This is a genomic window from Falsiroseomonas frigidaquae, assembly GCF_012163145.1.
In the GTDB taxonomy this organism is placed as follows: Bacteria; Pseudomonadota; Alphaproteobacteria; order Acetobacterales; family Acetobacteraceae; genus Falsiroseomonas; species Falsiroseomonas frigidaquae.
This window is the reverse complement of the sequence record NZ_JAAVTX010000003.1, coordinates 188,607-215,146: the sequence shown is the minus strand read 5'-3', so window position 1 is coordinate 215,146 and position 26,540 is coordinate 188,607. Positions and strand designations below refer to the sequence as shown.

Here is a 26,540-nt window from a genome sequence, read left to right as displayed (position 1 = left end):
ATGGCGGAACGCCGCATCGGCCTCATCATGAACGGCGTCACCGGGCGCATGGGCATGAACCAGCACCTGATCCGCTCCATCGCCGCGATCCGCAAGGATGGCGGCGTGGTGCTGGCAAATGGCGACCGGGTGATGCCGGACCCGATCCTGGTCGGCCGGAACCGGGAGAAGCTGGAGGCGCTGGCGCGCGCGCATGGCATCGCCCGCGTCTCCACGGACCTCGATGCCTGCCTGGCCGATCCGAACGATACGCTGTTCTTCGATGCGGCGACGACGCAGATGCGCGCCGGGCTGCTGACCAGGGCGATCGAGGCCGGCAAGGACATCTATTGCGAGAAGCCGACCGCCGACAATCTGGCGGATGCGCTGGCCGTCGCGAAGCTGGCGAAGCAGAAGGGCATCAAGGCCGGCGTGGTGCAGGACAAGCTGTTCCTGCCCGGGCTGCGCAAACTGAAGATGGCAATCGACAGCGGCTTCTTCGGCAAGATCCTCAGCGTGAAGGGCGAATTCGGCTACTGGGTCTTCGAGGGCGACCTGCAGCCCGCCCAGCGCCCCTCCTGGAACTACAAGAAGGATGAGGGCGGCGGCATCATCCTCGATATGCTCTGCCACTGGCGCTACGTGCTGGACAACCTCTTCGGCAATGTCGAGAGCGTGTCCTGCCTGGGTGCGACGCATATCCCGCAGCGCATCGATGAATCGGGCAAGCCCTACAAGGCCGATGCGGATGACGCGGCCTATGCGACCTTCCAGCTGGAAGGCGGGGTGATCGCGCACATCAATTCGAGCTGGGTGACGCGCGTGCGGCGCGACGACCTGGTGACCTTCCATGTCGATGGCACGCATGGCAGCGCCGTGGCCGGCCTGCAAAAATGCTGGACGCAGTCCCGCGTGAACACGCCGAAGCCGGTCTGGAGCCCGGACACGCCGCAGCCGATCAACTTCTTCGAGGGCTGGCAGGAAATTCCTGACACCGAGCCCATGCCGAACGGCTTCCGGGTGCAGTGGGAGCTGTTCTTCAAATACCTGGCAGGCGATGTCGCGGAGTATCCGTGGGATCTGCTGGCCGGCGCCAAAGGCGTGCAGCTTGCGGAGGCCGGGCTGCAGAGCTGGGCGGAGCGCCGCTGGATCGACCTGCCGAAGCTGGAGGTTTGACCATGCCGAGCATCAAGCTGCCGGAAGGCGACTACGCGCTGCAGGGCCCGCGCGACTTCCCGAAGGCGACGCCGCCCTTCCCCCGCCTGGCGCTGGCCGCCGCACATGTGGTGGCGGATACGCTGGCCGAGCAGGACCCCTGGCTCGACGCCAAGATCGACTGGGACCGCACCATCGCCTTCCGCAAATACCTGTGGTCGCTTGGCCTCGGCGTGGCGGAGGCGATGGATACGGCCCAGCGCGGCATGGGGCTGGATTGGACCGCGGCGCAGGAACTCATCCGCCGTTCGCTCGACGCGATGCAGGACCATCCCGGCGCGGTGATGGCGAGCGGCGCCGGCACGGACCACCTGGCCCCCGGCCCCGACGTCACCGTGGATGACGTGATCCGCGCCTATGAGGAGCAGTGCTCCGCCGTGGAGGCGATGGGCGGCCGCATCATCCTGATGGCCTCCCGCGCCCTGGCGAAAGCCGCGAAGTCGCCGGCGGATTACGAGCGAGTCTATGACCGCATCCTGTCCCAGGTGAAGCAGCCCGTCATCATCCATTGGCTGGGCGAGATGTTCGACCCCGCGCTGGAAGGCTACTGGGGCAACCACGACCACATGGCGGCGATGGAGACGGCGCTGTCCGTGATCCACGCCCATGCGGACAAGGTGGATGGCGTGAAGGTCTCCCTGCTGGACGACCAGAAGGAGATCGCCATGCGCCGGCGCCTGCCGCAGCGCGTGCGCATGTACACCGGCGACGACTTCAATTATCCCGAATTGATCGCCGGCGACGCGCAAGGCTATTCGGACGCGCTGCTCGGCATCTTCGACCCGATCGCGCCCGCCGTCGGCGGTGCCCTCGCGGCGCTGTCGCATAACGACCGCGCGACCTATGACGCGATCATGGCGCCGACGGTGCCGTTGTCGCGCCACATCTTCAAGGCGCCGACGCGCTTCTACAAGACCGGCGTGGTCTTCATGGCCTGGCTGAACGGCCACCAGGACCATTTCGTCATGGTCGGCGGCCAGCAATCCACCCGTAGCATCCGGCATTTCTCCGAGCTGTTCCGCCTGGCCGACAAGGCCGGGCTGCTGCGCGACCCGGATATGGCGGTGGCGCGCATGAAGACCCTGCTCGCCTTGCACGGTGCCGCCTGACCTCGAAAGCCCTCTCCCCGCAACGGGGGGGAGAGGGTTGGGTGAGGGGGCGCGTACCTTCCCACCCTCACCCCGACCCTCTCCCGCCCTGCGGGAGAGGAGGCCACGCCCGCCGGGCGGCAGAGGATGAATCGCCCCATGCAGATCTCGCTTAATTCCGTCACCGTGAAGGAGAAATGGGGCCTGCCCGAGCTGATCGAGGGCTGCGCCCGCCACGGCATTCCGGGAATCTCCCCCTGGCGCGACGTGCTCGGCGCCATGGGGGTCGAACGTGCCGCGAAGCAGATTCGCGATGCGGGGCTGACCGTCACCGGCCTCTGCCGCGGCGGCATGTTCCCGGCCAATGACCAGACCGGCCGCGATGCCGCCATCGAGGACAACCGCCGCGCCATCGCGGAGGCGCATGCGATCGGCGCGAAATGCCTGGTGGTGCTCGGCGGCGGCCTGCCGCCCGGCTCCAAGGACCTGCCCGGCGCGCGCGAGATGATGCGCGAGGGGCTGGCGAAAATCCTGCCGGATGCGCGTGCGGCCGGCGTGACGCTGGCGCTGGAACCGCTGCACCCGATGACCTGCGCGGATCGCTCCGTGTTGTCCACGCTCGGCCAAGCGCTGGATCTTTGCGACGAGTTCGGCGCGGGCATGGGCATCGCGCTCGATGTCTATCATGTCTGGTGGGACCCGCAGCTCGCCGCGCTGATCCAGCGCGCCGGGTCGCGCATCGCCGCCTTCCATGTCTGCGACTGGAAGGTGCCGACGACGGACACGGTGTTCGACCGCGGCATCCCCGGTGAAGGCTGCATCGACATCCCCGCCATCCGCCGCATGGTGGAGGTGCAGGGCTATGACAGCTTCGCGGAAGTCGAGATCCTGTCGAAGCATTGGTGGCAGCAGGACCCCGAGATGGTGCTGCCGCTGCTGAAGGAACGCCACGCCTCCGCCGTCTGATCCAACAAGAAGAACGGGAGAGACAAGAATGAACGGTTTCCGCCTCACGCGCCGCGCCCTGCTCGGCACGGCGCTCGCGACCCCTGCGCTCGCGCAGGGCTGGGCGCCGACGCGGCCGCTGCGCTTCGTCGTGCCCTTCCCGCCGGGCGGCGCCACCGATGTGGTGGCGCGCGTGCTGGCCGACCGGATGCAGGAGAAGCTGGGCCAGCCCGTGACGGTGGAAAACCGCACCGGCGCCGGCGGCAATGTGGGCGTGGAGAATGTGGTGCGCAGCGCGGCGGATGGATACGCGCTGCTGATGGGCACCACCGGCACGCTGACCATCAACCCGCATCTCTACACCAATATGGGCTTCAACCCGGCCTCCGACCTGGCGCCGATCGGCATGGCGTTTGCCACCGACCATGTGCTGATCGTGCATCCCTCCGTCCCCGCGCAGAATCTGGCGGAGTTCCTGGCGCTGCTGCGGGCGCGGCCCAATGCGCTGTCCTATGGCTCCGGCGGCAATGGATCCTCCACGCACCTGGTGCCGGAGCTGTTCAAGCTGGTGGCGCGGGTCGAGATGCAGCATGTGCCCTATCGCGGCAGCGCGCCGGCGCTGAACGACACGGTGGCCGGCAATGTGCAGGTGATGCTGGACCAGCTTCCCTCCGCCCTCGCCCAGGTGCAGGGCGGCCGCGTGCGGGCGCTGGCGGTCACCGGCCCGAAGCGCTCCACCCTGCTGCCGGACCTGCCAACCTTCGCCGAGGCCGGGCTGGCCGATGCGCAGGCCACCTCCTGGGGCGCCGTGATGGCCCCCGCCGGCCTGCCGGCCGCGACGACGGAACGCCTCTCCGCCGTGCTGCGGGACGTGCTGGCCGAGCCCGGCGTGCAGCAGCGGCTGCGCGCTGCCGGCGCGGAGGCCGTGACCTCCACCCCTGCCGAGCTCGCCGCCACGATGCGGGAGGAGACGGCGAAATGGGGCCGCGTGGTACGGGAGGCGCGGATCACCGTGAACTGACGCCTGGCTTGACGGCGGCCGCAGCATCGCCACCCTGCGGCCGCACCTTTCAAGGCCTCGCCGCATGCGTTCGCTGCCCCGTTGGGCCTGGTTTGCCATCCTGCTCGGCCTGCTGGCCGTCACCGCGGCGATCCTGCTGGCCATGGGGCGGGAGCCGATCTGCAAATGCGGCAGCATCAAGCTGTGGCATGGCGAGGTCATCAGCGCCGAGAACTCCCAGCACATCACGGACTGGTACACGCCATCCCATGTGGCGCATGGGCTGATCTTCTACGCGGCCCTGCATCTGGTGGCGCGGCGCCTCGGCCTGCTGCCGCGCGCCGTGATCGCGACGGTGGTGGAGGCGGGGTGGGAGATCCTGGAGAACACCGATGCGGTGATCCAGCGCTACCGCGAGGCGACGATCGCGCTGGATTATTTCGGCGACAGCGTCCTGAACTCGACCATGGACATCGTCGCCATGTGGCTTGGCTTCGCGCTGGCCGCGCGGCTGCCGGTCTGGGCCAGCGTCGCGCTGCTGCTGGCGATGGAGGTAGGTGTCGCGCTGGTGATCCGCGACAACCTCACCCTCAACGTGTTGATGCTGCTCTGGCCACTGGATGCCGTGAAGGAATGGCAGGCGGCGCGGTGACTACTGCTCCGCCCAGTTCAACTCCTCCGCCACCAGGCTCGCCCAATAGGCGGCGCCGAGGGCGAGGATCCCGTCGTTGAAGTCGTATTGCGGCGTGTGGACGTTGTGGAAGCTGCCATCGGCATTCATGCCATTGCCGATCCGCATGAACACGCCGGGCTTTTCCTGCAGCATGAAGGCGAAATCCTCGCCGCCCGTGCTGAGGCCGACCTCGCCCACCTTGTCCGCGCCGACCACCGCCGCGGCGGCCGCGATGGCGGTCGGCAGCTTCTCGGCCGCATTCACCGTGGGCGGGCAGAGCGGCACATAGGTGAAGGTCGCGGTGCAGCCCTGCGCCGCCGCCAGCGTTTCCGCCAGCGCCTGCAGCCGGCTGCGGATGATCCCCTGGTCGCCCTTCTCGAAATACCGCGCCGTGCCGCGCACCACGACCTTGGCCGGCATCACATTCGGCGAGTCGAAGCTGCCGCCCGAGACATGGCCGACGGACAGCGCGGCGCTGGCAGTGGGCTTCAGGTTGCGCGGCAGGATGGTGTGCACCGCCAGCAGGAACTGCCCGAGCGCCACCGTCGCATCGGTCGCCAGGTGTGGCGCGGCGCCGCCATGGCCGCCGGTGCCGTGGAATTCCACGCCCCAGAAATCGGCGCCCGCCAGCATCGGCCCCGGCCGCGTCGCGAAGCTGCCGACCGCCAGGCCCGGCGAATTGTGCAGGCCATAGACGGCATCGACCGGGAAGCGATCGAACAGACCGTCCTTGATCATCGCCGGCGCGCCGGTGCCGGCCTCCTCCGCCGGCTGGAAGATGAAGTTCACGGTGCCGGCGAAATCCGGCTTGCCGGCCAGATAGCGCGCGGCGCCGAGCAGCATGGTGGTGTGGCCGTCATGCCCACAGGCATGCATCTTGCCGGGCACGGTGGAGGCGTGCGCGAAGTCGTTTTCCTCCTGGATGAACAGCGCATCCATGTCGGCGCGCAGGCCGATGGCGCGCTGGCCCGGGCGGCTGCCCTTCAGCGTGCCGACCACGCCGGTGCCGCCGATGCCCTCCGTCACCTCGATGCCCCATTCGCGCAGCTTGGTGGCGACCAGGGCGGCGGTGCGGTGCTCCTCGAAGCGGGTTTCCGGGTGGCGGTGGATGTCCTGGCGGATTTCCTTCAATTCGGGCTCGTAGGCGCGGATCGCGTCGAGGATTTCCTGGCGCATCACTCTCTCCGTCTCAATTGGGCCAGGCGGCCTTGGGCATCGGCGCCATCGCGGTGAAATCAGGCTCCAGCGTCGCGCCCAGGCCGGGCGTGTCCAGGCTCGCGATATCCAGCATCCCGTCGCGGATGGCCAGCCTCGGGCCATGCGCGGTGTCGGCGTAGAGCGCCGGATGCGCCTCCAGGAAGGCATAGGCCTCCGCCTTCGGGCGGCCGGAGAAGCCATCGATGAAATGGTGCCCGTTGCGCTCGACATGCGGCAGGCCGAGGAGGGCGACCAGCGCCAGATCCTGCTGCACGCAGACACCGGCGAGCGTGGTCAGGTCCTCCGCCGACATGAAGTAGCGCTCGCGCTTCTCCTCCGCATTCCAGGCGCGGCAGCGCGCCAGGTTGATGAGGGACCGCCAGACGCCCTTGCAGGCCTTGGAGGACACGCCCGCATAGCCCAGGGCGCGGCCGGTGACGAAGGCGTCCAGCGGGCCGTCGCTTTCGTCGATGATGACGGGGCGTTCGGCGGCCAGCGCCGCCATGCCGGTCTCCAGCGCGCGGGCGCGCTTCACCGGCTGTTCGATATACAGGATGGACCGGCACAGCCGCGCCAGCCGCGGCTCCGCCTGCATGGCGCGCCACAGCGCCAGCGCGCCCTCCGCATCCTCGTATTGTTCGTTGCCGTCCAGGCTGGCGTGGTAGCCGCCATGGGCGCGGTCCAGCACGGCGGCGATGCGGCACAGCCGGTCAACATCGGCCGCGATATTGCCGCCCACCTTCAGCTTCCAGTAGCGATGGCCGTAGCCGGTCGCCACTTCCTCCAGCGTTTCCGGCAGCCCGTCATTCACCCGGCTGTCCTGGTCCGCCGCCGTGATGGGATCGACCAGCCCCACCGTATGCCGCGCATGCAGGCGGGCAAGCGGCGACTGCCCGGCGAGCATCGCGGCGAAATCGAAGCCGGCGAGGTCGGGCGCCACGTCATGCGGCGCCATGCCACCGATATTGCCGCGCATGCCGGCCCAGAAGGACACGCGCTTCGCCTTCAAAGCCGCATCCAGCATGGCGCGGTCGAGCAGCGCGCGGCCGTAGCTTGCGACCAGCGGGTTCAGCGCTTCCGCCGCCGCCGCCTGCGTCACCGCCGCATAGCTATTGGCGAAATGACCGAAGGCGGTGTCCGCGCCGGCGGCCAGGCTGGCCTCCGTCGCCAGTTCCAGCGCGCGGCGCAATTGCTGTTCGTTCTGCGAGTCGGACAGCTTCGGGTCCTTGTCGAACCACTTCGCCGCCAGCGTCTCCGCCGCCACGCCCCAGGCCTCGCTGCCATCCTCCAGCCGGATCCGCGCGCGGATCACCGCCTGCCGTCCCTGCGTCACCGTGATGACGCCGAAGCGGAAAGGCAGGCGCAGGGTGAAGGGCCATTCGAAGCGCTGGGTTTCGAGCAGCGTGAAGCGGAGGCTCATGCCAGATCCTGCAGGCTGCGACCTGCGCCCGAATGGGCGCTGCGCCCGGGGGCGCGCAGCCAAGCGCGCGAATGCGCGCGCCGCCGATCGAGGGCGGATTGGTCACGATCCGCAGGATTTGGCTTCATTCCTCGAGAATTCCCCGCAGATAGCCGATGGCGCGTGCGGCGCTGGTGGCGCCATCCGGATGGTAGTCGAAAGGTTCCACCGCACAGAAGCCGGAATAACGCGTATCGATCAGCGCATCGAGGACGGGGCGGAACGCATCGCTGCCCTGGCCCGGGCCGCGGCGATTGCGATCGTTCAGATGCACATGGGCGATGCGCCCCCCGGGGATGAAGCGGCGCAGCAGCGCGGCGGCGCTGTCCTGTTCGCCATTTCCGGCGGCGCTGACATCGAGCATCGTGGCCAGCCCCGGCACATCCAGCCGGGTGACGATCTCCACCGCCTCCGCCACTGTCCGCGCCCAGTTGGTCTGGCCGGCATCGAGCGGTTCCAGGCAATAGGTGAGGCCATGCTGCGCGGCCCAGGCGCCGGCCTGCGCCATCGCCTCCTCCGCCCGCTGCGCATCGCCATCTGCCGTGACCTGGCGCTGCTTCGGCGATCCATGCACCAGCAGCGTCGCGCCGAGATCGGCGGCGAGGCCGACCAGGCGCTGCATCACATCCAGCGTGCGTGTGCGGGTCGCGGCATCGGCGGTGGTGATGGACAGGCCCGCCGGCGCCACCAGCAGCCAATGCAGGGAGGTGATGGGCGCGCCTTCCTCCGCCGCGATGCGTCGCAGCTCCGCGCGCCGTGCGGCCGGCAGCAGATGCGGGGCTTCGGCATCCAGCGTGAAGGGCGCCACTTCCAGCCCGTCATAGCCAAGCGCAGCGGCGAGCTTCGTCTGCTGGGCGAAGGGCAGGGACGCAACGACTTCGTTGCACAATGAAATTCGCATGTTCAGGGCAGTTCCTCCACCCGCATCTCATGCGCGGATCGCCGGGCGGCGTCCAGTATGCGCAGCGGCAGCACCCCGCCTTCGTGAAGATCGGGCCCCTGCTTCACGCGGCTTCGTACCGCCTGCAGAAAGGCAGCGAGCTGCGCCGCCACCACGCCCACCGGGTCCAGTGCCGCGGCGCCGAGATCCTCGGCCGGCGCGTGGTCCGGCAGCCAGGCACCGCCTTGCGCCGGGTGATGCGCGCCGCGGCGCAGGCGCAGCGTCTCCGCCATGAAATCCACCTCCGCCAGCGCGGCGTCACCGGCCACCGCGAGCAGCTTGCGCGTCTCGGCGCCCGGCACCACCGCATCGGCGTGCTCGCCGGGCAGCACGCAGCCGGCCTCGATCAGCGCGGTGGCGCCGGAGGGGAAGCGAAGCTGGATCACCGCCAGATCCTCCCGCCCCCGGTGCAACGGGTCCGACAGCGTGGCGAAGACATGCGAAGGCGCCTCGCCGGCGATCCAGGGCAGCAGGTCGGCGAAATGCACGGCGTCGTTCAGCAACGCACCGGAATCGCCGCGGGCGCGCTTCAGCCCGGACATGCGCGCGGAGAGGTGGTGGATGCGCCCGAAGCCGCCAGCGCGGGCGAGACGGTGGATGGCCTGCGCCTTCGGATGGAAGCGGAAATACAGGCCGAGCTGCACGATGCGCCCCCCGGCCAGCGCATGCAGGGCGGCGGATTGCGCGGCGGTTTCCGTGGCCGGCTTTTCCAGGAACAGGTCGCGCCCGGCGCGCAGCACCGCCTCCGCCAGGGGCGCATGGGTGGCGGGCGGCGTGGCGAGGATCGCGGCCTCGCAGTCGCGCAGCGCGGCCTCCAGCCCCTCCACGAAGCGCGTGCCGGGCGGGGCGGCCGCGCGCATCGCCGGGTCGGGCTCCAGCACCGACACGTCCTGCCCGAGGCGCGCCAACGCCGCGAGATGAACGCGCCCGAAGGCGCCGCAGCCGATGAGGAGCAGGCGGGTCATGCACCATCTCCGCAAGCCGCTTGCGTCCGGTCAAGCGCTTGACCCTGCGCGGGACCCGCGCGAGCCTTCCGCCATGTTCGATTTCCGTGCCGCGGTGCCCGAGGACCTGCCACGCGCCGCCGCGCTATCCGCCGCCATCGGCTGGAACCAGGTGCAGGCCGATTGGGCCTTCTTCCTGGAGCATGGCCTGGTGCGGGTGCTGGAGGATGGCGCGGGGGATGCGCTGGCCGCCAGCGCCGCGCTGCTGCCGCATGGCCCGCGCCTCGCCTGGATCTCCATGGTGCTGGTGCGGCCGGACCAGCGGCGCCGCGGCCTGGCGAGCGCGCTGCTGCGCTGGGCGATGGATGCGCGGCCGGGGCTGACGCTCGCGCTGGATGCGACGCCGGCGGGGCGGGAGGTCTATGGCCCGATCGGCTTCACCGACGTCTTCGGCTTCGCCCGCTGGCTGTTGCCCGCAGCCCTGCCGCCGGGCGCGGTCCCGGTGCGGCCGATGCAGGAGGCTGATTGGCCGGGGGTGCTGGCGCTCGATGAAGCCGCCTTCGGCGCGCCGCGCCCGGCCTTGCTGCACAGCTTCGCCCGGCGCCTGCCGCAGGCCGCGCTGGTCGCGCCCGGCGGCTTCGTGCTGGCGCGGGACGGGCTTCGCGCGCCGCAGATCGGCCCGCTGGTGGCACCCGATGCGGCCACCGCCCTGGCGCTACTGGCCGCCGCGCAGGCCGCGCTGGGCGGGCCCGTCGTGCTGGACGTGCCGGACGAGGCCGCGGCATTCCGCAAGGGCCTCGCCGCTGCGGGTGGCGCGCCGCAGCGGCCGTTCACCCGGATGGCGATTGGCGCGCTGGACCTGCCCGATGGGCAGGCCGTCCAAAACTTTGTGCTGGCCGGGCCGGAGTTCGGTTGACGGCACCCGCTGCTGCGTCACACCATCCAGGTAACCGGTGGGTTACCACCATCCAGGGGAGGCAGGCATGACCATCTCGATCACACGCAGGACGCTGCTGGCGACCACGGGGCTGGCGGCGACCGGCGCAGGCCTGGCGGCGCCGTCCATCGTCCAGGCGCAGGGCGGCTGGCGGCCGGACCGGCCGGTCACGGTCATCGTCCCCTGGGCTGCCGGCGGGTCCACCGACCAGATGGCGCGCATCGTGGCGACGGAGCTCGAGGCCGCGCTGGGCCAGCGCTTCGTGGTGGTGAACCAGCCCGGCGCCTCCGGCTCCATCGGCACGCGCAACGCGCTGGAAGCGGCGAAGGATGGCATGACCTGGGCCGCCGGCGCCGCCGTCGATGTCGGCTGCTACAAGGTGCTGGGCCTGCTCGATACCGAGCTGAAGGACTGGAACCTGTATTTCGCGGTGGCCAATGTGAATGTGCTGGTCGCCAACCCCTCCGCCGGCTTCCGCGATTTCGGCGCGGCGATGGAGGCGCTGAAGGCGCGTGGGCAGGGGGTTTCGGTGGCCACCGCCGGCGTGTCCTCCGCCGGGCACAACATGATGGAGGCGATCCGCGCCGCATCCCAGGTGCAGTACCGCCACGCCACCTATGATGGCGGCAACCCGGCGATGATCGCGACCGTCAGCGGCGAGACGCCGATGGGCGCCGTGCTGCTGGTGGAGGCCGCCGAGATGATCCGCGCCCGCCGCCTGGTGCCGCTGGCCGTGCAATCCGAACAGGCGGTGACGCTGCAGGGCGTGGGGGAGATTCCCTCGATCCGCCGCTGGCTGCCGAACGTGCCCGCGCCGCTGAACTATTTCGGCATCTGGACGCCGAAGGGCGTGCCGGACAATGTCATCGCCACGATGAACCAGGTCTGGTCGGAAAAGATCGCCAACAGCCAGCGGCTGAAGGACTACGCCAACCAGCGCGCCGCCGTCTTCGCGCCGCTGTCCGGCCAGAACGCCTATGACGAGGCGTGGAAGATGGTCCGGCAGACCGCCTGGCTGTACTTCGACGGCGGCAAGGCCCGCGTCAGCCCCGACACGCTGGGCATCGCCCGGCTTTGAGTGCCCGGCTTTGAGTGCCCGGCTTTGAGTGGGAGCAGCGACCGCGAGCCTCTGCCGCCGCGGGTGGACCTCGCGACGGCGGCAGTGCTGCTGGCGCTTGGGCTTGGCGTGATGGCGCTGGCCTGGCGCATGCCGACCTTCGTCGAGCAATCCGGCACCGGCCTGACCGCGCCCGGCATCGTGCCGGGTTTTCATGCGACGGTGCTGGCGGTGCTGTCCGTGCTGCTCGGCCTGCGCGCCATCCGCCGCGGCGCGCTGAAGCCGGGCGCATCGCAGTCCCGCGCCTGGAGCCGGGAGGATGCGCGCCAGCTCGGCACCGCCGCCCTGCTCGGCGTGCTGTATGCCGGCGTGCTGGTCGGGCGTGTGCCGTTCTGGATGGCGACCTCACTCTTCGTCTTCGCCTTCACCGCCGCCTTCGAATGGCCGGCCGGGCCGGTCGGGCGGGTGCGGCGGCTGGTGGAGGCGGCGGTGCTGGGGCTGGCCACCGGCGGCATCGTGACGCTGGTCTTCGAGCGCATCTTCCTGGTGCGGCTACCGTAATCCCGGCAAGGTGAGCGCAGGTCCTTGAACAACCCCATCACCATGCTGGGCGACGGCTTCGCCCATGTCCTGTCCGGCGGCGCCATCTTCCATGCCTTCTGGGCGGTGCTGATCGGCATCGTCGTCGGCGCGCTGCCGGGGCTGACGGCGACCATGGGCGTGGCGCTGCTGACCACGCTGACCTTCACCATGGGGCCGCAGGTGGCCATGCTGGTGCTGGTCTGCGTCTATGTGGGCGCGATCTATGGCGGTAGCCGATCCGCCATCCTGCTCAACATCCCCGGTACGCCGGCATCCGCAGCCTCGACGCTGGATGGGTTTCCGCTGGCGAAGCAGGGGCTGGCCGGGCGGGCGATGGGTATCTCGACGCTGGGGTCCTGGTTCGGCACGCTGTTCGGCACGCTGATCCTGGCGATGTTCGCGCCCAGCTTCGGCGAATTCGCGCTGCAGTTCGGCAGCTACGAGATGTTCTGGGTGGCGCTGTTCGGCATCGTCATCGCCGGCAGTCTTTCGGGCGGCGATCCGCTGAAGGGCTACATCGCCGGCTTCATCGGCCTGCTGGCGGCGACGGTGGGGCAGGAGACCAACCACGCATTTCCTCGATTTGCCTTCGGCAACGCGGACCTCGCCGGCGGGCTTGGGCTGCTGCCGGTGCTGGTCGGCGTGTTCGGCGTGGCGGAGGTGCTGAATGCCATGCGCGGGCCGGCCGTGAAGGCCGTCTCGGCCAAGATCGACAGCGTCATCCCGCGCATCCGCGACGTGACGCAGTACTGGCGCACCATCCTGCGCTCCGGCGCGCTCGGCACCTTCATCGGCGCCATGCCGGGGCTGGGCGAGGATATCGCCGCCTGGACCAGCTACGCCGCGGCCAAGCGGGCCTCGAAGGAAAGGGACCTGTTCGGCAAGGGCAGCGTCGAGGGGCTGATGGCGGCGGAGACGGGCGAAAGCGCCTGCGTGCCCGGCGCCATCATCCCGGTGCTGACCCTGGCGGTGCCGGGTTCCGCGCCGGCGGCGGTGCTGATGGCGGCGATGATGATCCACGGGCTGAACCCCGGGCCGATGCTGGCGATCACCGCGCCGGAATTCATCTACCAGATCGTCGCCATGCTGGTGGTGGCGGATATGGTGAAGCTGGTCTACGGGCTGGTTCTGGTGAAGCCGCTGCTCTGGGTGCTGCTGATCCCGCGCTCGCGCCTCATGCCCATCGTCTTCACGCTGTGCACGGTGGGCGCCTTCGCCATCACCTCCCGCCTGTTCGATATCTGGGTGATGCTGGGCGCGGGCCTGGTCGGCTTCATCCTGCGCGAGCTGCGCTTCCCGATGGCGCCGCTGGTGCTGGGCATCGTGCTCGGCGAGTTGCTGGACAAGAACCTGCTGCGCGGCCTGGTGCTGACCGGCGGCGACATCTCGCCCTTCTTCACCCGGCCGATCAGCATGGCGCTTTGCGTGCTGACGCTGCTGGCGGTGGCCTGGGCGATTCCGGGCCTGGTGCCGCGGGTGGTGGGGGTGTTCCGGCGGCGCCCTGCCTGAAATCGGGGCGGCCTGAAGCCGGCCCGCTTCGCCAGCAGCCCTGGTTCTCAGCAGCCCTGGTTCTCAGCAGCCCTGGCGCCGCCCCTCCGCGAATTCCAGCAGGCAGGCCGCATAGCGCAGGGTGAAGCGGGCGTCGCCGCCGGCGCCGTGGCCCTGCAGCCCCGTCGGCCGGTCCAGCAACAGCAACGCGCCGGTGCGGGGCGCCAGCCGGGCGAAGGCGGCGGCGCGGCCGGGCGGGTCGGGGGCGTATTCATCGCCGGCGAAGGTCGCCACCGCCACCCGCGTGGTCGGCGCCCGCGCCGCGGCGACGATGCGGGACAGGTCATCCAGCGCCCAGGCATGCGCCGGGCTGCCGGTGGGGCCATGCGCCGCGGGGGCGATGGCGATGACCGCATCGGCGCGGCCGGGCGCATCCAGTGCGGACAGCGCGTCCCAGGCGCCGCGGGACTGGCCCGCGGCGATCACACGGTCGTAGCCACGGGCGCGGAGGGCGGCCAGCGCCAGACGCATGCGCCGGGCGCCGGCCTCCGTCTCATCCGTCTCCGGGTCCCGGTCCAGGCGCAGCACGTCGTAGCCGGCATTGTTGAAGGCGCGGGCATGCGGCTGCGGCTGGCTGCCGCGGCTATCGGCACCGCCGGCGGCGCGGCCATGCGCCCAGAGATAGGCGCCGCGAGCCGCCCCGGCGCCCTGCCACAGGAAGCGGTCATCCGGCACCAGCGACCAGCCCGCGCCGCCGGCGAGCGGTGCGGTGGGGGCGACGGGCGCGGGCGTCGCGGCGCCAGGCCACACAACCGCCAGGTCCTGCGCGTAGATCCGGCAATCGCTGCCGCCATAGGCAGCACAATTTTCCAGCGCCCGGTTCGCGGTGGCCTGCGCATCGTTGTCGATGGCCGCGGCCCAGCCCCAGGCGCCGTTGCGGGCCAGGGCGTAGGCGCGCGGGGTGGGCTGCATCAGGAACTGCCGGTAGTCGGCCCGGCCGCCTTCGCCGACATGCGGAACCCGTTGCGAATCCAGCAGAGGGGGCATCACGGAAGGCGGATTCGGCGCTGGTGACTGGGCGTGTCCCGCCACCCCGGCGGCGCACAGGGTGAAAAGGCTTAGCACGAAGGAGTGAACTATCTTCAACATGCCGTGAACCGATGGAACCAGACCGCAGCCGGTCTGTCCAGCGAGATTCATGCCGCGGCCCCCGCGGCGGAGCGGCAGAAGCTCCCCCGCCGCGGAGCGGCAGAAGCTCCCCCCCGCCGCGGAGCGGCAGAAGCTCCCCCCCGCCGCGGAGCGGCAGAAGCTCCCCCCCGCCGCGGAGCGGCAGAAGCTCCCTTGCCCCGGAGCGGCAGGACCGGCATGTTCCGCCCCCTTTCCCGGGGGGTGGTGCAAGCCGCTGGCCCCGGCCGACCAGGGGACCCCCGATGCGCGTCAAGGACGTGAAGAAGGTCGTGCTCGCCTATTCCGGCGGGCTCGACACCAGCGTGATCCTGAAGTGGTTGCAGACCACCTATAATTGCGAGGTGGTGACCTTCACCGCCGACCTCGGCCAGGGCGAGGAGTTGGGCCCGGCACGCGACAAGGCGCTGCTGCTCGGCATCAAGCCCGAGAACATCTTCGTCGACGACCTGCGCGAGACCTTCGTGAAGGATTTCGTCTTCCCGATGTTCCGCGCCAATGCGCTGTATGAGGGGATGTACCTTCTCGGCACCTCGATCGCCCGGCCGTTGATCTCGCAGCGCCAGATCGAGATCGCGGAGCAGGTCGGCGCCGATGCCGTGGCGCATGGCGCCACCGGCAAGGGCAATGACCAGGTGCGCTTCGAGCTCAGCTATTACGCGCTGAAGCCGGACATCAAGATCATCGCCCCCTGGCGCGAGTGGGAGCTGACCAGCCGCACCGCGCTGATCGCCTTCGCCGAGCAGCACCAGATCCCGATCGCCAAGGACAAGCGCGGCGAGAGCCCGTTCAGCGTCGACGCGAACCTGCTGCACAGCAGCTCCGAGGGCAAGATCCTCGAGGAGCCCTGGGACGCGCCGGATGAGATGGTCTGGCAGCGCACCGTCAGCCCGGTGGACGCCCCCGACAAGGTCACCGAGATCACCATCGAGTTCGAGCGCGGCGACGCGGTCGGCATCAATGGGGAGCGCATGTCCCCGGCCACCCTGCTGACCAAGCTCAACGCGCTGGGCAAGGAGAACGGCATCGGACGGCTCGACCTGGTGGAGAACCGCTTCGTCGGCATGAAGTCCCGCGGCTGCTACGAGACGCCGGGCGGCACCATCCTGCACACGGCGCACCGGGCGATGGAATCCATCACGCTGGACCGCGAGGCCTGCCACCTCAAGGACAGCCTGATGCCGCGCTATGCGGAGATCATCTACAACGGCTTCTGGTTCAGCCCGGAACGGCGGATGCTGCAGGCCTTGATCGATGAGAGCCAGCACAGCGTGTCGGGCACGGTTCGCCTGAAGCTGTACAAGGGCAACACCATCGTGGATGGCCGGCGCTCGGAAAACAGCCTGTATTCGATGAAGCACGTCACCTTCGAGGACGACCAGGGCGCCTACGACCAGTTCGATGCCCAGGGCTTCATCAAGCTGAACGCGCTGCGGCTGCGGCTCGGTGCCATGGCGGGGCGCAAGGGCGGCGCCCTCTAAGGCACCCGCTTCCCGGCCTGGCCCTCGCCGCGCTATGTCCCCGCCGATGGGACAGCGCGGATGAGCCAGCAGTCGGAACTGGAGAAGGTGAAGGGCCGCATCCGCGCCCTCGCCGCCAAGACCATCGACCGCGGCTGCTCGGAGGCCGAGGCGCTGATCGCCGCCCGCAAGGTGGGCGAGCTGCTGGAGGTCTATGGCCTCACCATGTCCGAGGTGGAGCTGCGGCAGGAGACCTGCCTGCAGCGCCAGGTGACCATGACCGGGCCGCGGCTGCAGGCGGTTTCCATCATCTTCATGGCCGTCATCCGCCTGACCGGCACCCGCGGCTGGACCAATGGCCGCGGCAACCTGGTTCTGTTCGGGCTGGAGCCGGATGTGCTGATGGGCGAATACCTTCTGCACTTGGTGGCCGGCGCCGTGGACCATGAGGAAGCGGTCTTCCGGGCCAGCGAGGCCTACAGCCGCAGTCGCCAGGCGCCGCAGCAACGTCTCCGCAGCTTCCGCTACGGCTTCGCCGAGCGCGTCTCCGCCCGGATGGAGGAGATCGCCGCGCACCGGGAGGCGGCGGAGGCCGCCGCGCAACAGCCCGGTTCAACGAGTACCGCACTGGTGGTGGTGAAGGAGCGGCGGATCGAGGAGGCTTTCCGCGACCTCGGCATCCGCCTGCGGTCACGCTCCACCACCCGCCGCGTCTCCGACCGTGGCGCCTATCGGCAGGGGCAGCAGGCGGGCGGGCGGGTCAGCCTGGAGCGGCCGGTGGGCGCCGGCGCTGGGCGGCGCGTGCTGCCGCGCGGCTGAGGGCGCCATGAAGGCCGATGCCCGCCGGGTCTATGCCTGGGAGGACCGGGTGGTGGCCCCGCTGGATCGCTCGCGCGTGCCCTTCGCGCAGATGCAGGCGATCATCGACCATGTCTGGGCGGCGGAAGGCCTGCGCTGGCCGCCCCGCATCCGCCCCCGCAAGGCCACCCGCGCCACGATCGCCACCGGCAGCCGCCTGGCGATCGAGGCGCCGGCTGAATTGCCGAGCTGGGTGCTGCTGCACGAGATCGCCCATGCGCTGGCCGATCGGGACGATGGTACCCCGGGCGACCATGGCCCGGATTTCGTCGGCCTGTATGTGGGCCTGCTGGTGCGCCATGCGCGGCTGGACCGGGACATGCTGGCAGCCTCACTGGCCGCGGCCGGTATCTCCTGGAACCCACGGGCGCGGCCGGTTCTGCTGTCCGCATAACGGACCAGGCCGCGCGATCAAACCGTGGTCCAGCCATTGGCGGCAAGCCAGGTTCGCAGCGTGCGCGGCATGGCGTGGGCGCCGTCCAGCCCGATGAAGAACGGCTTCTCGCCCAGGGGGAAGGACAGTTGGTAGGTGACGATCACCGCCTCGGAGCAGGTCACGGTCTTGATGACCTCCCGCCCCGCCTCGGCGAAGCGCGCGGGCGTGCCCTTGTTGGCGTTGTAGCGGTCCCGGTATTTCATGAAGCGACCATAGGCGCCGGGGCCGAAATCCGACGAGCCGATCAGCAGCCGCACGGCGCGATAGGCGCCATAAACGGCACCGGCCGCGATGGCATCCGCCACTTGCTTCAACTCCAGCTTTCGCGCATCGGCGTTGGCGCATTTGGCCCAGGGCGGCCGGAAGACCCGCGTATTGGGGCCATCCACCATGTAGCTGATGCGGCCGCCCTCCATCGTCTGGTTCGGGTCCTTGTGGAAGTTTCCCTGCATCTGCGCGTGGATCACCGTATTGGCATCATAGGCCATGCCGATATGGCCGAAGGCCCCCCCATCCATGTAGATGATGTCACCGGTTTCCAGGGGCATGGTGTGTTTCCTATCTCGCCGGGGGTGAGGCGTTACGCGCCGGCATCGTTGCCGCCACCTTCCCGTGGTCGAGATGTCCATGCAAATCGTCAGAAGCTATGGACCGCATAGGGCGTGGACTACTTCGCCGGCAGCCGCACGATGAAGCGGGCGCCGAGGATGGCGCCATTCGCATCCCGCCGGTTCTCCGCCGCGATGCGGCCGCGCAGCCCTTCCACGATCTGCTTCGAGATCGACAGGCCGAGGCCGGAATGCTGGCCGAACACCTCGCCGGTCGGGCGCTCGCTGTAGAACCGGTCGAAGATCGATTCCAGCTTGGCGTCCGGAATGCCAGGCCCCTGGTCCTCGACGATGAATTCCACCATCTGCCCCACATTGCGGGCCCGCACCACAACATGGCCGTCCTTCGGGCTGAAGGAGATGGCGTTGCCGATCAGGTTGCGGAACACCTGCACCAGCCGCCCCTCCACCCCCCGCACAACCAGCCCTTCGGCCGGCGCCTCGATCTCCAGCGTCGGGTCCTCCTCAGCCCGCGTCGCGGCGTGCAATTCACCCAGCGCGCCGAGGATGGGGGCGACATCGACCGGCGTCGCGATGGTGCGCGACAGCTCGGCATCCACCCGCGAACTATCGGCGATGTCGTTGATCAGCCGGTCCATCCGCACCGCGTCGTCGGAGATGATGGCGAGCAGCCGGCGCTGCTTCACCGGGTCCTCGATGCGGCGCAGCGTCTCGATGGCGCTGCGCACGCTGGTCAGCGGGTTGCGCAGCTCATGCGCCACATCGGCCGCGAAGCGTTCATTGGCGTCGATCCGCGCCCATAGCGCGCGGGCCGCGGTCTGCAGGTCGCGCGCCAGCACGCCGATCTCATCCTCCCGCCGCAGCAGGGGCGCGGGGACGCTGCCGCCACGGCCCTCGCCCTCTCGCATCGCGGCGGCGGCCTTGGCGAGCTGCAGGATCGGCGTCGCCAGGGTGCGGGACAGGTACATCGAAAGCAGCACCGTCAGCACCAGCGCCAGCAGGAACAGCGCCAGGACGGAAACGCGGATGTCGAGGAGCCGGGCATCCACCTCCCGCGCCTCCCGCGTCAGCAGCACGATGCCGACGGTGGCGGCGCCGCGGCGGGCCGGCTCGGCGACCGAAACCAGCAGGCGGCCCTCCGCCGTGCGGCGGATATAGGGGCGGACGCCGCCCTCCAGCGCCAGGCGCAGCTCCTCCCGCCGATCGGTGCCGCTGCGGTCGGTGCCGGTGGTGCCGCCGAATTCTGGCTGCCAGTCAAAGGAGGGTGCGTTGGGGTTCACATCCACCAGCACATCGTCCTGCGCGCCACGCGGCAGCACGGCCAGAATCCGCTCGTAGATGCCGGCGATGGTGCCGGCGAAGGCGCCGCGCGGCTCCGGCGGGGGAAGCGGTTCCGTGACGATGGCGCCGCCGGGGCCTTCGCGCACGCGGCTGTCGGCCACCAGCAGGCCGGTATTGTCGAACAGCCTGGCCTGGGTGTTCGGCGATGGCTCCACCAGGCGGCGCAGCAGCGGGCGGGCGGCTTCCGGCACCAGGATGGTGCGGTCGTCGCGCGGGCGGGCCGCGGCCTCGCCGATCGCGGCGGCATAGATGCGCGCCTGGGTGCGCAGCGACTCGACCTCCGCCGCCAGCAGGCCGTTCTGGTACTGGTCCAGGTACAGCAGGGTGGCCGCCAGCAGGGCCGGCGGCAGCGCGTTCATCAGTAGGATGCGGCGCAGCAGTGGCGACAGCCAGCGCCGGCGCCGCTTTTCCGTGACGGGGGGAGGGGGGGCGCCGCCCGCATCGGGCATGGGTCTGCGGTTTCCTGTGGCTGCTTGCGGGAAGGTAACGCGGCATCCTGCCTCAAGGCCATGGCGGTTGCGTGGCGGCCGCGAAGGGCCAAGACTTGCGGGCAAGAAACCAGGGGGAACACGCCACGATGCTCGGGCTGATGCAGGACTGGCCGCTTCGGATCCACCGGCTGATCGACCACGCCGCCCGCCATCATGGCGGCCGGACCGTTGCCAGCCGCAGCGTGGAGGGGCCGATCCACCGCACCGACTATGCCACGCTGCGCCGCCGGTCGCTGGCCCTGGCGCAGCGGCTGGTGCGGGAGGGGGTGCGACCCGGTGACCGGGTGGCCACGCTGGCCTGGAACACCTGGCGCCACATCGAGGCCTGGTACGGCATCACCGGCGCCGGTGCGGTCTATCACACGCTGAATCCCCGCCTGTTCCCGGACCAGATCGCCTGGATCCTGAACCACGCCGAAAGCCGGCTGATGCTTTTGGACCTTTCCTTCATCGCCCTGGCGGAGGGGATCGCGGCCAAGCTGCCGCAGATCACGCGCTACGTCGTGCTGACCGATGCGGCGCATATGCCGGAAACCAGCCTGCCCGGCGCGGTGGATTACGAATCCTGGCTGGCGGAGGCGGATGGCGACTTCAGCTGGCTGGAGGGCGAGGAGAATGCCGCCGCCGGCCTCTGCTACACCTCCGGCACCACGGGCGAACCCAAGGGCGTGCTGTATTCGCACCGCTCCAACGTGCTGCACGCCCTGGCCGTCGCGGCGCCGGACATGATGGGGCTGTCGGCGATGGACCGGGTGATGCCGGTGGTGCCGATGTTCCATGCCAATGGCTGGTGCCTGCCCTTCGTCGCACCGCTGACCGGCGCCGGGCTGGTGCTGCCAGGGCCGAAGCTGGACGGGCCCTCGCTGCACGGCCTGATGCAGGCGGAGGGCGTCACCTTCACCGCCGCGGTGCCCACCGTCTGGCTCGGCCTGCTGCAGCACATGGAGGCGACGGGGGCGGCGCTGACCACGCTGAAGCGGGTGGTGATCGGCGGTTCCGCCTGCCCGCGCGCGCTGACCGCCGCCTTCGAGCAGCGCGGCATCCATGTGGTGCACGCCTGGGGCATGACCGAGACCAGCCCGATCGGCACCATCTGCGGCGTGAAGCCGGAAGTGGCCGGGCGGGATGCGGAGGGCGTGCTGGATTTGCAGGAGACCCAGGGTTTTCCGCCCTTCACCGTGGATATGCGGATCGTCGGCGATGACGGCGTGGAGAAGCCTTGGGACGGGGTGACCTTCGGCAACCTGCAGGTGCGCGGCCCGACCGTGACGCGCGGCTACTTTCGGACCGGCGACGCACTGACGGAAGACGGCTGGTTCGAGACGGGCGATGTCGCGACCATCGACCCCGCCGGCTACATGCACATCACCGACCGCACCAAGGACGTGATCAAGTCCGGCGGCGAGTGGATCTCCTCCATCGCGCTGGAGAACCTGGCGATGGGCCACCCCGATGTGGCGGAGGCCGCGGTCGTCGCCGCCCGCCACCCGAAATGGGACGAACGTCCGCTGCTGGTCGTCGTGCCCAAGCCGGGGCGGGAGGTGACGCGGGAGGCGATGGTGGCGCACCTCGCCCCGCATGTCGCGAAGTGGTGGCTGCCGGATGATGTCGTGGTGGTGGAGGAAATCCCGCACACCGCCACCGGCAAGATCCTGAAGACGAAGCTGCGGGAGCGGTTCGCCGGGTATTTCGGCGTGCCCTGACGCCGCGCTAGCCTGCCGCCAGCACGACAAGGGATTCGGATGATGACGGGCACGGCCCTGGTGACCGGCGGCAGCCGCGGAATCGGCGCGGCCATCGCGCTGCGCCTCGGCGCGTCGGGGCATGACGTCGCGATCACCTACCAGTCCAACGCGGCGGCGGCGGAGCGCGTGGTGGCGGCACTCGCCGCCCAGGGCCGCCGCGGCCTGGCGATCCAGGCCGACAGCGCCGACCCCGCCGCGATCCGTGCGGCGGTGGACCGCGCGGCGGGCGAATGGGGCGGTCTGCGCGTGCTGGTGAACAGCGCCGGCCTGTTCCCCTATGGGCCGCCCGAGGCGGTGACGGAGGCCGAGCTGGAGCGGGTGCTGGCGGTGAACGTCAAGGCCGCCTTCATCGGCGCGCAGCAGGCGCTGCACCACATGACCGAAGGCGGGCGGATCATCAGCATCGGCTCCACCATCGCGCACCAGGTCGGCACGCCGGGGCTGACGCTCTATGCCATGAGCAAGGCGGCGCTGGTCGGCTTCACGCAGGGGCTGGCGCGGGATCTCGGGGCGCGCGGCATCACCGTGAACCTGGTCGATCCCGGCTCCACCGATACCGAGCTGAACCCCGCCGGCGGCCCGCAGGCGGAAGCGCAGCGCGCCGGCATCGCGCTCGGCCGCTATGGCAGGCCGGAGGAGCTGGCGGCGATGGTCGCCTGGCTCGCCAGCCCCGAGGCCAGCTACGTCACCGGAGCCCGCTTCACCGTCGATGGCGGCGCCACAGCGTGACATGACACGGCCCCGCCTCGGCATTGCCCTCGGCAGCGGCTCGGCCCGGGGCTGGGCGCATATCGGGGTGCTGGATGCGCTGGCGGAAGCGGGGATCGTGCCCGACATCGTCTGCGGCACCTCGATCGGCGCGCTGGTCGGCGCCGCGCATGTCGCCGGCCGCCTGCCGCAATTGCGCGAATGGGTGGAAGCGGCGACCTGGCGGGAGATCGTCGGCCTGCTGGATGTGCGGCTGACCGGCGGCGGGCTGATCGATGGGAAGGAGCTGCTGGCCTTCCTGAACGGGCTCGGCCTTGCCGGCCCGATCGAGAGCCAGCCCGTCCGCTACGCTGCCGTGGCGACGGAGCTTGCCACCGGGCGGGAGGTCTGGCTGCAGAGCGGGCCGATGCATGCGGCGGTGCGCGCCTCGGCCGCCCTGCCGGGCCTGTTCAGCCCGGCGCTGCGGGACGGCAAATGGCTGGTGGATGGCGGGCTGTGCAATCCTGTGCCGGTCTCGGTCTGCCGGGCACTGGGGGCGGATGTGATCATCGCCGTCAATTTGAACGGCGATCTGGTGGGACGGCGCTTCGAGGCCACCCCGCCTGCGCCCCCCGCCACGCCAGCCCCGAGCGGGGAGGGGTTGGCCCGCGCCCTCGGCCAGCTTCCGGCGGCGCTGCGGGTGCAGGCGGCGGCGCTGGGCGCCCGGCTGTTCCCACCCGCAGCCGGGCGGAACGGCCCCGCCAGCCCCGGCTATTTCGACGTGCTGGCGAATTCGATCAACATCATGCAGGACCAGATCACCCGCACCCGGCTAGCCGCGGAGCCGCCGCATGTGCTGATGCTGCCCCGGCTACGCAACCTGGCGCTGATGGATTTCCATCGGGGGCGGGAGGCGATCCTGGAAGGTCGCGCCTGCGCCGAACAGGCGCTGCCGGCGCTGCGGCGCTACCTGTGAGTCAGGCTTCCTTGTAGCGGTAGCCCAGCCCGTACAGCGTCTCGATCTGCGCAAACTCGTCATCCACCTGCCGGAACTTCTTCCGCACGCGCTTCACATGGCTGTCGATGGTCCGGTCATCGACATAGATGTTCTCGCCATAGGCGCCGTCGATCAGCTGGTCGCGGTTCTTCACCATGCCCGGGCGGACGGCCAGCGCCTTCACCAGCAGGAATTCCGTGACCGTCAGCTGCACCTGCTTTCCCTTCCACATGCAGGTGTGCTTGGTCTCGTCCAGCACCAGGTCGCCGCGGGCGATGATGCCGCCGGCGGGGGTGCCGCTGCCCTCGGCGCGGCCGGCCTCGTTCCGGCGCAGCAGGGCGCGGATGCGCTCCAGCAGCAGGCGCTGGCTGAAGGGCTTGGTGATGTAGTCATCGGCGCCGAGGCGCAGGCCCATCAGCTCATCCAGCTCGTCATCCTTGCTGGTCAGGAAGATCACCGGCATGGCGCTGCGCTGGCGCAGCCGCTGCAGCAGCTCCATCCCATCCATGCGCGGCATCTTGATGTCGAGCACCGCGAGGTCCGCCGGCCGGGCCATCAGCCCCTGCAACGCGCTTTCCCCATCGGTGAAGGTGCGGACGGTGAAACCCTCCTGCTCCAGGGTCATGGAGACGCTGGTCAGGATGTTGCGGTCGTCATCCACCAGGGCAATGGTGTGCGGCACGGGGGTGCTCCTCATGGCGCAAGGGCGCCGATACGGTGGGCGCGGACGCGCCGCTGCGATTCTCTGTAACCGCAGATTGTGGCAAAGCCGGGTCACGCAAAGGGCTGACGACGAAATGACCGAGGATGACCACGGATTCATCGCCCGGCGCCTGCTGCGCGGGGCTTCCTCCGCCACGCTGGCGACCGCCGCCGAGGGCCAGCCCTTCGCCAGCCTGGTGACACCCGCGGTGCTGCCCGACCTGACCGTGCTGCTGCTGCTGTCCGACCTGTCCGAGCATACCCGCCACCTGAAGGCGGAGCCACGCTGTTCGCTGCTGGCCCAGGGGGTGCCGGAGAATGCCAACCCGCAGACCGCGCCGCGCGTGACCATCACGGGCCTGGCGGAGCCGGCGCCGGCGGAACTCAAGCCGCGCTGGCTGGCGCGCCACCCCTATGCGGCCTTCTACGCCGATTTCGGCGATTTCCGCCTGTGGCGCATCCGCCCCGCCGCGGCCCTGCTGGTGGCCGGCTTCGCCCGCGCCACCCGGCTGCGCCAGGCCGATCTGCTGCCCGATGCCGCCGCCGTCGCGGCCCTGGCGGCGGCGGAGGCCGGCATCATCGGCCATGTGAACGAGGACCATGCAGATGCGCTGGCCGCCATCGCCACCGGGCTGCTCGGCCAGCAGCCGGGCGAATGGCGGATGACAGGCGTGGACCCGGACGGCTGCGACCTGGTGGCGGGGGAGGTTGTGGCCCGTCTCGATTGGCCCGCGCCGGTTGCGGATGCCGGCGGAGTTCGCGTGGAGCTTGTGGCCGCGACGCGGCGGGCACGGGAGATGAATCGGCTAAACAGCGAAGGTTGAACAAAGTAACCAGCCGGTTCGCGTTGATTATGGCAGCTTACCCGCCCTAATTTGGCCGCCACGGGCGCCCATCATGGGACGCATGGTGCGGCTGGCGCGTTCGCTGTCCTGACGCACTCTTTTGGAGGCTAGCGATGACATCCGACGTATCCGCCCTGACCGGGACCGGCGTTTCCGGCCCGGCGACCATCCATGCCAACCTGACGGCGCCGGGTCTCTATGCCCATGCGCTGCGGCGGGGCGAGGGGCGGCTCTCGGCGGATGGCGCTTTCATGGCCGTCACCGGCCAGCACACCGGCCGCTCCGTCCAGGACAAGTTCGTCGTGGATGACCCGGAAGTGCATGACGCCGTCTGGTGGGGCAAGGTGAACCGCCCGCTGCCGGTCGAGAATTTCAAGGCCTTCACCGCCAAGGTCCGCACCTGGCTGGGCGAGAAGCCGGAGCTGTTCACCCAGGACCTCTATGCCGGCGCCGACCCGGCGCACCGCATCAAGGTGCGGCTGGTGACGACGAATGCCTGGCACGCGCTGTTCGCGCGCAACATGTTCATTCGCCCGGCGCGCGAGGAACTGGCAAGCTTCAAGCCGGACTACACCATCCTGCACGCCCCGGAATACGAGGCCGACCCGGGCGTGGATGGCTGCCGCACCAGCACGCTGATCGCGCTGTCCTTCGCCGCGCGCACCATCTGCATCGCCGGCACCAGCTATGCGGGCGAGATCAAGAAGTCGATCTTCACCGTGATGAACTGGATCCTGCCGGATCGCGGCGTGCTGCCGATGCATTGCTCCGCCAACCTCGGCAAGGGCGGCGACACGGCGCTGTTCTTCGGCCTGTCCGGCACCGGCAAGACCACGCTCTCCTCCGACCCGGAGCGCCAGCTGATCGGCGATGACGAGCATGGCTGGTCCGATTCGGGCGTCTTCAACTTCGAGGGCGGCTGCTACGCCAAGGTCATCAAGCTGTCGCGCGAGGCCGAGCCGCAGATCTGGGACGCCAGCCATCGCTTCGGCGCGGTGCTCGAGAACGTGGTCGGCGACGACTACGGCAGCCTGGACCTGGACGACAACGGCCTGACCGAGAACACCCGGTCCTGCTACCCGATCGAATTCATCCCGAACACGGTCCCGGGCGGCGTCGCGGGGAAGCCGCGCACCGTGGTGATGCTGACGGCGGATGCCTTCGGCGTGCTGCCGCCGATCGCCAAGCTGACGGCGGCGCAGGCCATGTACCACTTCCTGTCCGGCTACACGGCGCGCGTCGCCGGCACGGAAAAGGGCCTGGGCAAGGAGCCGCAGGCCACCTTCTCCACCTGCTTCGGCGCCCCCTTCCTGCCGCGCCACCCGGAAGTCTACGGCAAGATGCTGGCCGAGCGGATCGCCAAGGACGGCGCCGAGGTGTGGCTGGTGAACACCGGCTGGACCGGCGGCGCCTATGGCACCGGCAAGCGCATGTCGATCCAGCACACCCGCGCCCTGCTGCGCGCGGCGCTGGACGGTTCGCTTGCGAAGGTGGAGTTCGAGACCGACCCGTTCTTCGGCCTGTCGATCCCCAAGGCGGTGCCGGGCATTCCGTCCAACGTGCTGAACCCGCGCGAGAGCTGGGCCGACAAGGCGGCGTATGACCAGCAGGCGAAGCAGCTGGTCTCGCTGTTCGAGAAGAACTTCGAGACCTTTGCCGGTGCCGTCAGCGACGACGTGAAGGCCGCCGCGATCCGCGCGGCCGCCTGAGGCTGAAGGGC

Annotated in this window: 25 protein-coding genes; 17 read left to right on the top strand and 8 right to left on the bottom strand. The window is 70.1% G+C overall.

The features are described 5' to 3' along the window. The 5 genes from HB662_RS09975 to HB662_RS09955 all read left to right on the top strand — a co-directional run bounded on the left by HB662_RS09975 (window position 1) and on the right by HB662_RS09955 (window position 4,879). A complete protein-coding gene (locus HB662_RS09975) occupies window positions 1–1,155 on the top strand; it encodes a Gfo/Idh/MocA family protein (protein WP_168049593.1) in 1,155 nt (384 codons plus the stop codon). 2 nt (window positions 1,156–1,157) lie between these two features. After that, a complete protein-coding gene (locus HB662_RS09970; RefSeq protein ID WP_168049592.1) occupies window positions 1,158–2,303 on the top strand; it encodes a dihydrodipicolinate synthase family protein in 1,146 nt (381 codons plus the stop codon). A gap of 138 nt (window positions 2,304–2,441) precedes the next feature. Beyond that, on the top strand, window positions 2,442–3,248 hold the full coding sequence (locus HB662_RS09965; RefSeq protein ID WP_168049591.1) for a sugar phosphate isomerase/epimerase family protein: 807 nt from the start codon (window positions 2,442–2,444) through the stop codon (window positions 3,246–3,248). A 28-nt stretch (window positions 3,249–3,276) separates the two neighbouring features. Further along, window positions 3,277–4,248, top strand: a complete 972-nt coding sequence (locus tag HB662_RS09960; protein ID WP_168049590.1) for a Bug family tripartite tricarboxylate transporter substrate binding protein — start codon at window positions 3,277–3,279, stop codon at window positions 4,246–4,248. 64 nt (window positions 4,249–4,312) lie between these two features. Further along, window positions 4,313–4,879 carry a DUF2585 domain-containing protein gene (locus tag HB662_RS09955; RefSeq protein WP_168049589.1) on the top strand — a complete coding sequence of 189 codons (567 nt, stop codon included), beginning with the start codon at window positions 4,313–4,315 and terminating at the stop codon, window positions 4,877–4,879. Here HB662_RS09955 and HB662_RS09950 read toward each other — a convergent pair whose 3' ends face one another. The 4 genes from HB662_RS09950 to HB662_RS09935 form a co-directional block, all read right to left on the bottom strand. Beyond that, complete coding sequence (locus HB662_RS09950) at window positions 4,880–6,076, bottom strand: amidohydrolase (RefSeq protein WP_168049588.1); 1,197 nt, start codon at window positions 6,074–6,076, stop codon at window positions 4,880–4,882. It lies immediately after the preceding gene. Window positions 6,077–6,089: 13 nt separating this feature from the next. Then, the gene (locus HB662_RS09945) at window positions 6,090–7,517 is read right to left on the bottom strand and encodes an enolase-like domain-containing protein (RefSeq protein ID WP_168049587.1); all 1,428 of its coding nucleotides are present in this window, start codon (window positions 7,515–7,517) and stop codon (window positions 6,090–6,092) included. A 124-nt stretch (window positions 7,518–7,641) separates the two neighbouring features. Beyond that, window positions 7,642–8,457, bottom strand: coding sequence for a sugar phosphate isomerase/epimerase family protein (locus HB662_RS09940; RefSeq protein WP_168049586.1), 816 nt, complete (start codon window positions 8,455–8,457; stop codon window positions 7,642–7,644). A 2-nt stretch (window positions 8,458–8,459) separates the two neighbouring features. Next, complete coding sequence (locus HB662_RS09935) at window positions 8,460–9,461, bottom strand: Gfo/Idh/MocA family protein (RefSeq protein WP_168049585.1); 1,002 nt, start codon at window positions 9,459–9,461, stop codon at window positions 8,460–8,462. 73 nt (window positions 9,462–9,534) lie between these two features. On the opposite strand from HB662_RS09935, the gene HB662_RS09930 reads away from it, so the two are divergent. The 4 genes from HB662_RS09930 (at window position 9,535) to HB662_RS09915 (ending at window position 13,525) form a co-directional block, all read left to right on the top strand. Beyond that, the gene (locus tag HB662_RS09930) at window positions 9,535–10,356 is read left to right on the top strand and encodes a GNAT family N-acetyltransferase (RefSeq protein ID WP_168049584.1); all 822 of its coding nucleotides are present in this window, start codon (window positions 9,535–9,537) and stop codon (window positions 10,354–10,356) included. A 67-nt stretch (window positions 10,357–10,423) separates the two neighbouring features. After that, window positions 10,424–11,455 carry a Bug family tripartite tricarboxylate transporter substrate binding protein gene (locus HB662_RS09925; RefSeq protein WP_209443213.1) on the top strand — a complete coding sequence of 344 codons (1,032 nt, stop codon included), beginning with the start codon at window positions 10,424–10,426 and terminating at the stop codon, window positions 11,453–11,455. A 24-nt stretch (window positions 11,456–11,479) separates the two neighbouring features. After that, window positions 11,480–11,995 carry a tripartite tricarboxylate transporter TctB family protein gene (locus tag HB662_RS09920; protein WP_168049583.1) on the top strand — a complete coding sequence of 172 codons (516 nt, stop codon included), beginning with the start codon at window positions 11,480–11,482 and terminating at the stop codon, window positions 11,993–11,995. A 24-nt stretch (window positions 11,996–12,019) separates the two neighbouring features. Further along, on the top strand, window positions 12,020–13,525 hold the full coding sequence (locus HB662_RS09915; RefSeq protein ID WP_245185557.1) for a tripartite tricarboxylate transporter permease: 1,506 nt from the start codon (window positions 12,020–12,022) through the stop codon (window positions 13,523–13,525). 63 nt (window positions 13,526–13,588) lie between these two features. Here HB662_RS09915 and HB662_RS09910 read toward each other — a convergent pair whose 3' ends face one another. Then, window positions 13,589–14,551 carry an alpha/beta fold hydrolase gene (locus HB662_RS09910; RefSeq protein WP_168049582.1) on the bottom strand — a complete coding sequence of 321 codons (963 nt, stop codon included), beginning with the start codon at window positions 14,549–14,551 and terminating at the stop codon, window positions 13,589–13,591. Window positions 14,552–14,934: 383 nt separating this feature from the next. On the opposite strand from HB662_RS09910, the gene HB662_RS09905 reads away from it, so the two are divergent. From HB662_RS09905 to HB662_RS09895, 3 genes are read left to right on the top strand one after another with little or no spacing between them, the layout of a single operon-like run. Then, window positions 14,935–16,170: an argininosuccinate synthase gene (locus tag HB662_RS09905; RefSeq protein ID WP_168049581.1), complete on the top strand. Its 1,236-nt coding sequence runs from the start codon at window positions 14,935–14,937 to the stop codon at window positions 16,168–16,170. A gap of 60 nt (window positions 16,171–16,230) precedes the next feature. Continuing rightward, window positions 16,231–16,968 (top strand): DUF2786 domain-containing protein, encoded by a 738-nt coding sequence (locus HB662_RS09900; protein ID WP_168049580.1) that lies wholly within the window; start codon window positions 16,231–16,233, stop codon window positions 16,966–16,968. Window positions 16,969–16,975: 7 nt separating this feature from the next. Further along, window positions 16,976–17,401, top strand: coding sequence for a hypothetical protein (locus tag HB662_RS09895; RefSeq protein ID WP_168049579.1), 426 nt, complete (start codon window positions 16,976–16,978; stop codon window positions 17,399–17,401). 17 nt (window positions 17,402–17,418) lie between these two features. Here the strand turns inward: HB662_RS09895 and HB662_RS09890 are convergent, their stop codons facing one another. Together HB662_RS09890 and HB662_RS09885 are read right to left on the bottom strand one after the other, a co-directional pair. Further along, window positions 17,419–17,991 (bottom strand): hypothetical protein, encoded by a 573-nt coding sequence (locus HB662_RS09890; RefSeq protein WP_168049578.1) that lies wholly within the window; start codon window positions 17,989–17,991, stop codon window positions 17,419–17,421. Window positions 17,992–18,110: 119 nt separating this feature from the next. After that, on the bottom strand, window positions 18,111–19,802 hold the full coding sequence (locus HB662_RS09885; protein ID WP_168049577.1) for a stimulus-sensing domain-containing protein: 1,692 nt from the start codon (window positions 19,800–19,802) through the stop codon (window positions 18,111–18,113). A gap of 128 nt (window positions 19,803–19,930) precedes the next feature. On the opposite strand from HB662_RS09885, the gene HB662_RS09880 reads away from it, so the two are divergent. Genes HB662_RS09880 through HB662_RS09870 form a run of 3 tightly spaced genes read left to right on the top strand, consistent with a single transcriptional unit; the run spans window position 19,931 to window position 23,252 of the window. Next, entirely contained in the window at window positions 19,931–21,547 is a 1,617-nt protein-coding gene (locus HB662_RS09880; protein WP_168049576.1) for a long-chain-fatty-acid--CoA ligase, read from the top strand. Between the two features lie 42 nt (window positions 21,548–21,589). Beyond that, on the top strand, window positions 21,590–22,318 hold the full coding sequence (locus tag HB662_RS09875) for an SDR family oxidoreductase (protein WP_245185556.1): 729 nt from the start codon (window positions 21,590–21,592) through the stop codon (window positions 22,316–22,318). Window position 22,319: 1 nt separating this feature from the next. Then, complete coding sequence (locus HB662_RS09870; protein WP_245185555.1) at window positions 22,320–23,252, top strand: patatin-like phospholipase family protein; 933 nt, start codon at window positions 22,320–22,322, stop codon at window positions 23,250–23,252. 1 nt (window position 23,253) lies between these two features. Here the strand turns inward: HB662_RS09870 and HB662_RS09865 are convergent, their stop codons facing one another. Next, the gene (locus HB662_RS09865) at window positions 23,254–23,970 is read right to left on the bottom strand and encodes a response regulator transcription factor (RefSeq protein ID WP_168049574.1); all 717 of its coding nucleotides are present in this window, start codon (window positions 23,968–23,970) and stop codon (window positions 23,254–23,256) included. Window positions 23,971–24,070: 100 nt separating this feature from the next. On the opposite strand from HB662_RS09865, the gene HB662_RS09860 reads away from it, so the two are divergent. Further along, the gene (locus tag HB662_RS09860; RefSeq protein WP_168049573.1) at window positions 24,071–24,799 is read left to right on the top strand and encodes a HugZ family pyridoxamine 5'-phosphate oxidase; all 729 of its coding nucleotides are present in this window, start codon (window positions 24,071–24,073) and stop codon (window positions 24,797–24,799) included. 134 nt (window positions 24,800–24,933) lie between these two features. Next, a complete protein-coding gene (locus HB662_RS09855) occupies window positions 24,934–26,529 on the top strand; it encodes a phosphoenolpyruvate carboxykinase (RefSeq protein ID WP_168049572.1) in 1,596 nt (531 codons plus the stop codon). The last annotated feature ends 11 nt before the right edge of the window (window positions 26,530–26,540 follow it).

What these genes read in the sequence shown, in the direction of transcription:
- HB662_RS09865 (WP_168049574.1), bottom strand. Translation starts at nt 23,970, where the DNA reads ATGAGGAGCACCCCCGTGCCGCACACCATTGCCCTGGTGGATGACGAC.
- HB662_RS09905 (WP_168049581.1), top strand. Translation starts at nt 14,935, where the DNA reads ATGCGCGTCAAGGACGTGAAGAAGGTCGTGCTCGCCTATTCCGGCGGG.
- HB662_RS09935 (WP_168049585.1), bottom strand. Translation starts at nt 9,461, where the DNA reads ATGACCCGCCTGCTCCTCATCGGCTGCGGCGCCTTCGGGCGCGTTCAT.
- HB662_RS09860 (WP_168049573.1), top strand. Translation starts at nt 24,071, where the DNA reads ATGACCGAGGATGACCACGGATTCATCGCCCGGCGCCTGCTGCGCGGG.
- HB662_RS09930 (WP_168049584.1), top strand. Translation starts at nt 9,535, where the DNA reads ATGTTCGATTTCCGTGCCGCGGTGCCCGAGGACCTGCCACGCGCCGCC.
- HB662_RS09945 (WP_168049587.1), bottom strand. Translation starts at nt 7,517, where the DNA reads ATGAGCCTCCGCTTCACGCTGCTCGAAACCCAGCGCTTCGAATGGCCC.
- HB662_RS09960 (WP_168049590.1), top strand. Translation starts at nt 3,277, where the DNA reads ATGAACGGTTTCCGCCTCACGCGCCGCGCCCTGCTCGGCACGGCGCTC.
- HB662_RS09925 (WP_209443213.1), top strand. Translation starts at nt 10,424, where the DNA reads ATGACCATCTCGATCACACGCAGGACGCTGCTGGCGACCACGGGGCTG.
- HB662_RS09940 (WP_168049586.1), bottom strand. Translation starts at nt 8,457, where the DNA reads ATGCGAATTTCATTGTGCAACGAAGTCGTTGCGTCCCTGCCCTTCGCC.
- HB662_RS09900 (WP_168049580.1), top strand. Translation starts at nt 16,231, where the DNA reads ATGAGCCAGCAGTCGGAACTGGAGAAGGTGAAGGGCCGCATCCGCGCC.
- HB662_RS09910 (WP_168049582.1), bottom strand. Translation starts at nt 14,551, where the DNA reads ATGCCCCCTCTGCTGGATTCGCAACGGGTTCCGCATGTCGGCGAAGGC.
- HB662_RS09885 (WP_168049577.1), bottom strand. Translation starts at nt 19,802, where the DNA reads ATGCCCGATGCGGGCGGCGCCCCCCCTCCCCCCGTCACGGAAAAGCGG.
- HB662_RS09875 (WP_245185556.1), top strand. Translation starts at nt 21,590, where the DNA reads ATGACGGGCACGGCCCTGGTGACCGGCGGCAGCCGCGGAATCGGCGCG.
- HB662_RS09870 (WP_245185555.1), top strand. Translation starts at nt 22,320, where the DNA reads ATGACACGGCCCCGCCTCGGCATTGCCCTCGGCAGCGGCTCGGCCCGG.
- HB662_RS09855 (WP_168049572.1), top strand. Translation starts at nt 24,934, where the DNA reads ATGACATCCGACGTATCCGCCCTGACCGGGACCGGCGTTTCCGGCCCG.
- HB662_RS09955 (WP_168049589.1), top strand. Translation starts at nt 4,313, where the DNA reads ATGCGTTCGCTGCCCCGTTGGGCCTGGTTTGCCATCCTGCTCGGCCTG.
- HB662_RS09965 (WP_168049591.1), top strand. Translation starts at nt 2,442, where the DNA reads ATGCAGATCTCGCTTAATTCCGTCACCGTGAAGGAGAAATGGGGCCTG.
- HB662_RS09970 (WP_168049592.1), top strand. Translation starts at nt 1,158, where the DNA reads ATGCCGAGCATCAAGCTGCCGGAAGGCGACTACGCGCTGCAGGGCCCG.
- HB662_RS09975 (WP_168049593.1), top strand. Translation starts at nt 1, where the DNA reads ATGGCGGAACGCCGCATCGGCCTCATCATGAACGGCGTCACCGGGCGC.
- HB662_RS09950 (WP_168049588.1), bottom strand. Translation starts at nt 6,076, where the DNA reads ATGCGCCAGGAAATCCTCGACGCGATCCGCGCCTACGAGCCCGAATTG.
- HB662_RS09890 (WP_168049578.1), bottom strand. Translation starts at nt 17,991, where the DNA reads ATGCCCCTGGAAACCGGTGACATCATCTACATGGATGGGGGGGCCTTC.
- HB662_RS09880 (WP_168049576.1), top strand. Translation starts at nt 19,931, where the DNA reads ATGCTCGGGCTGATGCAGGACTGGCCGCTTCGGATCCACCGGCTGATC.
- HB662_RS09895 (WP_168049579.1), top strand. Translation starts at nt 16,976, where the DNA reads ATGAAGGCCGATGCCCGCCGGGTCTATGCCTGGGAGGACCGGGTGGTG.